This window comes from Planktotalea sp. (genome assembly GCF_018607965.1).
Taxonomy (GTDB): Bacteria; Pseudomonadota; Alphaproteobacteria; order Rhodobacterales; family Rhodobacteraceae; genus Planktotalea.
In genome coordinates this window covers 1-5,446 of the sequence record NZ_JABBAM010000129.1, presented here as the reverse complement: position 1 = coordinate 5,446, position 5,446 = coordinate 1, and the positions used below count along the sequence as shown (strand labels likewise).

The window sequence follows — 5,446 nt, the reverse complement described above, 5'->3', positions numbered from 1 at the left end:
GAGGTGGCGCAATGAGTAGCCGCATGATCGGTGTCGATGTTGGCGGCACATTCACAGACGTTTTCGTTCTCAATGAGACAGATGGTACGGCCAGCGTGGCTAAAGTACCGACAACGCGTCCTGACCAATCGGCTGGTTTTCTGGACGGGATAGGGCGCGAAGTTGCAGACTTGTCGCAGATTTCAGTCGTAGTGCATGGCACGACGGCTGGCACCAACGCACTATTGGAACGCAAAGGCGCGAAGACTGGTGTGATCTGCACAGAGGGCCTGCGCGATGTGCTGGAAATGCGCCGCCGTGATCGTCCCCGCACATGGGGTTTGCGCGGTGATTTTGAACCTGTCGTGGATCGGCGCAATCGTCTCGAAGTGCCAGAGCGCACATTGGCAGATGGAAGTATCCGAACAGAGGTTGATCTGGACGCGGTGCGCGCAGCGGCGAATGATTTGATCGCGCAGGGTTGCGCCTCGGTCGCGATCCTGTTTGCGAATGCTTATGCTAACCCAACGAATGAAGCAGAGGCGGTTGCAGCGGTGCGCGCGATCTGGCCGAACGAGCATGTTTCAGCCTCGCATGAAATCTTGCCAGAAATTCGGGAGTTCGAGCGGTTTTCAACGACCGCGCTGAACGCGTATCTGCAGCCGGAAGTCTCTGGTTATCTGGGCCGTTTGGAGAATGCGCTCAAGCAAGGTGGCTTTGACGGCGAATTCATGATCGTGCAGTCCAATGGCGGCGTTATGGCGGTTGATACCGCGTGCCGCTTGCCTGTGCGCACGGCGCTCTCTGGTCCTGCGGCGGGCGTGATTGCGGCGGGTTATATCGCGCAGTCGGCTGGTTTTGAGAATGTGATCACGGGCGATATGGGCGGCACCAGTTTCGATGTGTCTTTGATTTCAAAGGGGCGATCCATGCTCTCGCCACAGACCTCGATTGATTTTGGCATGGTCGTGCGCACCCCGATGATCGAGATAACGACGATTGGTGCTGGTGGTGGCTCTATCGCTTGGGTGGATAAGGGTGGCTTGCTAAACATTGGTCCCGAAAGCGCGGGATCGAACCCCGGTCCTGTGGCCTATGGTTTGGGAAATACGCGTCCTACGGTGACAGATGCAAACATCGTGTTGGGGCGCATTGATCCCGACAATCCGATTGGCGGCACCCTCGCGCGCCTTGATGTGGAGGCAGCAAGCAAAGCGATTGATGAACATGTCGGTCAGCCTTTGAACCTTGATACTCTGGCTGCAGCTGAAGCGATCTTAACAGTCGCCAACTCGCGCATGGCAGGTGCGATCCGTCTGGTAAGCATCGAGCGTGGATTTGATCCCAAGCGTTTCGCCTTCATGCCCTTTGGAGGTGGTGGGGCCCTTCATGCGGGTGCGATGCTGGCAGAGACGGGGATCGCGCGAGCGATTGTGCCGCGTTATCCTGGGGTCACGTCGGCAATGGGCTGCGTGATCGCAGACATGCGGCAGGATTTCGTGCAAACGATCAACACGCTGGTGGATACGCTGGACGAAGCGGCGATGGTGGGCTTCATGCAAACACATCACGACAAAGGCATGGCATTGCTCGACGCGGCCCGCACCAAGTTTGATGCGCGCGAGGTCGGGTTTGAATTTGACATGGCCTACATAGGGCAGACCCATACAGTGTCTGTGCCGCTTGTCGTGACGGTTACGGATGGGGTCGTCGTGCCGCCAAGCAAAGCCGATATCGAAGCTGCGTTTGATGCGGCCTATACAGCGACTTTCGGCCGTTTGCTCGACAAAGGTGTGCGGCGCATTATGAACCTGCGTAGCGCGGTAACCGGCAAGCGGCCCAAGTTTGATCTGGCCACGCTCGCGCCCAAAACCTCTGGTGAGGTGGTTCCGGTTAGCACAAGGCCCGTGCATTTCGACGGCACTTGGCACGATACAACAATCTATGATCGACTGCCCTTGCCTGTGGGAGCTATCATAAAAGGCCCCGCGATTTTGACACAGCCCGACACGACGGTTCTGATCGAGCCTGACTTGCAGGGCCGCGTCGATGCCTTTGGCAATACCATCATTGAACCAGTGGAGGGCGCGGTATGAGTGATCCGAAAACATGGGACCTGTCGCGCACGGCGCTCTTGACGATTGATCTGCAAAACGACTTTATCCACCCTGAGGGGGCCTATGGGCGTGCAGGGCAAGGGGCTGAAAGTATCGCCGCTTTGCCGGATCGTGTGGCCCCTTTGGTCAAAGCACTGAGGGCGAAAGGCGGGCGCTACATTTCGGCGCAATTTACCTTGGTGCCTGATAGCAATGGTGAACCACTTATCGCGCCGCATCTGAAAGAGTTGCGGCCATTTTTAGCCAAAGGTGATTTTGCTCCGAATGGTTTCGGGCATACACTTGTGGATACGCTCTTCCCTGCGGATTTCGTGATCGAAAAGGTCGCTTACTCTGCTTTTTACCAAACGCGGCTGGAATATATCATGCGCGCGGCCGGGATTGATCATTTGATCGTTGGCGGCATCGTGACCAATGGCGGCGTCGCCTCGACCCTACGCGATGCGCATTTGCGCAACGTTGAAACGGTGATGCTGACGGATGGGTGTGCCGCGTTCAAACAGGATGTGCATGATGCGACCTTGCTCTCGCTTGGGACGGTCACGCACCGTATGAGTTGCACCGATGCGCTTGACTGGCTGGAGGGCACGGCATGAGTTTGAAAGCCCGCCTTCAGAAACAAGAAATCCTTGTCGCCCCCGGTGTTTACGACGGACTAACTGCGTCGCTCGCGACGGAAGCGGGGTTCGAAGCGCTTTATTTAAGTGGCGCAGCGGTGGCCTACACCCGCCTTGGACGGCCTGACATTGGGCTCAGCACATGCAGTGAGATGGCAGATACCATGGCGCTTATTGCAGATCGCACAGATTCGCCTGTGATTATCGACGCAGATACGGGCTTTGGCAACGCGCTGAATGCGCAGCGCACCATGCGGATTTATGAGCGCGCGGGTGCAGCAGCCTTGCAAATGGAGGATCAAAGCTATCCCAAACGCTGCGGTCACTTGGCGGATAAATCGCTGATTTCGACCTCTGAAATGGTGGGTAAAGTTGCTGCGATGGCCGATGCGCGCGCCTCCAACGAGACGCTGATCATTGCGCGCACCGATGCGATTGCGGTTGAAGGGTTTAGCGCGGCTGTGGATCGCGCTGAGGCTTACTTGGAAGCGGGTGCAGATGTTCTTTTCATAGAGGCACCGCAAGATCGCGCGCAAATGCAAGAGATGAGCAAACATTTCGAAGGGCGCATTCCGCTGCTCGCCAATATGGTTGAAGGTGGAGAAACACCCATCACAGGGGCGCACGATTTGCAGAGCCTCGGTTTTTCCATCGCGATTTTCCCAGGCGGCATTGTGCGCGCCTTGGCTAAAACTGCGCAGGAGTATTACAGCAGCTTGCATACTAATGGCTCTAATCGGCCGTTCGCAGATCGCATGTTTGATTTCAGAGGTCTGAACGATGTGATTGGGACCGCGGATATGCTGGAAAAAGGTGCGCATTATGACGGCAAACGTTAGTGTCTCAGCGTCGCCAACCGCGTTTGATCTGAGCGTTGAAACCCTAATCATTGGGGCAGGGGCCTGCGGTTTGATCGCGGCGCTTTCTGCCCATAAAGTGGGCCAAAGTGTGCTTGTGATAGAGGCGGATGCTGTGCCAAGCGGATCGACTGCGCTGTCAGCGGGGTTGATCCCCGCTGCGGGAACAAAAATTCAAAACGCGGCTGGAATTGACGATAGTGCCGAGCAGTTTGCGCGTGACATTCAAGCCAAAGCACACGGCGAGAATGATCAAGCTTTGGTTGATCTTTTGGCTCGCGGCGCGGCAGAGGTAATTGACTGGCTTGCAGACACACATGGCCTGCCTTTTTCCATTGTAAATGACTTTGACTACCCCGGTCACTCTGCGCGGCGCATGCATGGATTGCTGACGCGTTCTGGCGCGGAATTGATCGACGCGCTCCGCAGTGCCTGTGAGGCACAAGGCATCGACATCATTTGTGAGCGCCGCGCGAGCGTGCTGTTTTATGATGAGGAACACATCACAGGTGTCAGTGTGACCCGTCCCGATGGCGGCGTTGAAACGATTGGCTGTGATCGCCTGATCCTTGCCTGCAATGGGTTTGGCGGCAATCGCGCATTGGTATCGCAGTATATGCCAGATATCGAAAACGGCGTGTGGTTCGGCCATGATGGAAATCGCGGAGAGGCGGTTTTATGGGCAGACGATATCGGCGCAGAAACCAAGCATCTTGGCGCATATCAGGGTCACGGAAATGTCGCGCACCCGCATGGTATTCTGATCACATGGGCCGTTATCACCGAGGGTGGGTTTCAGGTGAATAATGCGGGCCAACGCTTTTGGAACGAGGCGCAAGGCTATTCCGAAGCGGCGCGCGCGGTCTTGTCCCAATCTAATGGTGAGGCCTTTGCCATCTTCGATGAGCGCATCGCAAGTATTGCGCGACAGTTCGAAGATTTTAAACGGGCTGAGGAAGTTGGAGCGATCCATAAAAGCGATACGCTAACAGGGCTTGCCGAAGCGCTAGGGCTTCCTGTGGATCAGCTTGCGGAAACGGCAGCGGCTGTTCCGCTTGGGGGTACAGATGACTTTGGCCGTAACTTTGCGAAGATGGGGCTCACTGCACCGTTCTACGGCGTGCGCGTCACTGGCGCATTGTTTCACACACAAGGCGGGTTGGTGGTGAATGATCAAGCGCAGGTGCTTCGACGTGGTGGCGGCGAGTTTGCTAACCTTTATGCAGGCGGCGGCGCGGCTTGCGGGGTTTCTGGGCAAAGCGATAGCGGCTATCTTTCTGGCAACGGTTTGCTAAGCGCATTCGTTCTTGGGCGCCGCGCAGGGCAGGCTCTAATAACCTAAACCCACGCTAAGAAATAATGGTTGTTGTGAAAGCAATTGCTTAGAGCAATTTCGTTTGGAGGTGCCTTGCTACACGTCCCCAATCCACTCAAAATCCTGTGGCCAGCCCGTCTTTGCGCGGATCAGAACCTGATGCATACCCGCCCTTTGCCAATCGGCAGATCAATTGTGCACCTCCAAAGCCAAAGGCATTGTCTGGCGCTTCAAGTTCGATTTTGTGACCCATCGCTGCTAAAGCCTTCAAGGTTGCAGCAGGCATCGTATCCTCACACGCGAGATCCAGCCCTTCAACAAATCGCCAACGCGGAGCGTCAACTGCCATCTGCGGATCTTGCGCCCACACTTGGGTCCGCAACACCATTTGCACATGGCCCTGCGCCTGCATAGGTCCGCCCATGACACCAAAGCTCATCAATGGTCCATCAGGGCCCATCAAGAACCCCGGAATGATGGTATGAAATGGGCGTTTGTTCGGTCCGACCAGATTTGGACTATCGGGATCGAGCGAAAACCCAGCACCGCGATTTTGCATTG

At 56.2% G+C, this 5,446-nt stretch carries 5 protein-coding genes; 4 read left to right on the top strand and 1 reads right to left on the bottom strand.

Annotated features, from left to right (window positions below):
• Positions 1 to 11: 11 nt before the first annotated feature.
• From QZ279_RS12120 to QZ279_RS12105, 4 genes are read left to right on the top strand one after another with little or no spacing between them, the layout of a single operon-like run.
• Positions 12 to 2,075 (top strand): hydantoinase/oxoprolinase family protein, encoded by a 2,064-nt coding sequence (locus QZ279_RS12120; RefSeq protein ID WP_293451213.1) that lies wholly within the window; start codon positions 12 to 14, stop codon positions 2,073 to 2,075.
• Positions 2,072 to 2,692 (top strand): isochorismatase family cysteine hydrolase, encoded by a 621-nt coding sequence (locus tag QZ279_RS12115; protein WP_293451211.1) that lies wholly within the window; start codon positions 2,072 to 2,074, stop codon positions 2,690 to 2,692. Before QZ279_RS12120 ends, QZ279_RS12115 begins: the two co-directional genes overlap by 4 nt.
• The gene (locus QZ279_RS12110; protein ID WP_293451209.1) at positions 2,689 to 3,552 is read left to right on the top strand and encodes an isocitrate lyase/phosphoenolpyruvate mutase family protein; all 864 of its coding nucleotides are present in this window, start codon (positions 2,689 to 2,691) and stop codon (positions 3,550 to 3,552) included. The genes QZ279_RS12115 and QZ279_RS12110 overlap by 4 nt, the downstream gene beginning before the upstream one ends.
• Entirely contained in the window at positions 3,536 to 4,912 is a 1,377-nt protein-coding gene (locus QZ279_RS12105) for an FAD-dependent oxidoreductase (protein WP_293451207.1), read from the top strand. The genes QZ279_RS12110 and QZ279_RS12105 overlap by 17 nt, the downstream gene beginning before the upstream one ends.
• An 88-nt stretch (positions 4,913 to 5,000) precedes the next feature.
• Here the strand turns inward: QZ279_RS12105 and QZ279_RS12100 are convergent.
• A partial coding sequence (locus QZ279_RS12100) for a gamma-glutamyltransferase (RefSeq protein ID WP_293451205.1) occupies positions 5,001 to 5,446 on the bottom strand: 446 nt, incomplete at its 5' end.

Bases quoted from the DNA above. Each gene is read 5' to 3' on its own strand.
- QZ279_RS12110 (WP_293451209.1), top strand. From the start codon at position 2,689: ATGAGTTTGAAAGCCCGCCTTCAGAAACAAGAAATCCTTGTCGCCCCC.
- QZ279_RS12115 (WP_293451211.1), top strand. From the start codon at position 2,072: ATGAGTGATCCGAAAACATGGGACCTGTCGCGCACGGCGCTCTTGACG.
- QZ279_RS12120 (WP_293451213.1), top strand. From the start codon at position 12: ATGAGTAGCCGCATGATCGGTGTCGATGTTGGCGGCACATTCACAGAC.
- QZ279_RS12105 (WP_293451207.1), top strand. From the start codon at position 3,536: ATGACGGCAAACGTTAGTGTCTCAGCGTCGCCAACCGCGTTTGATCTG.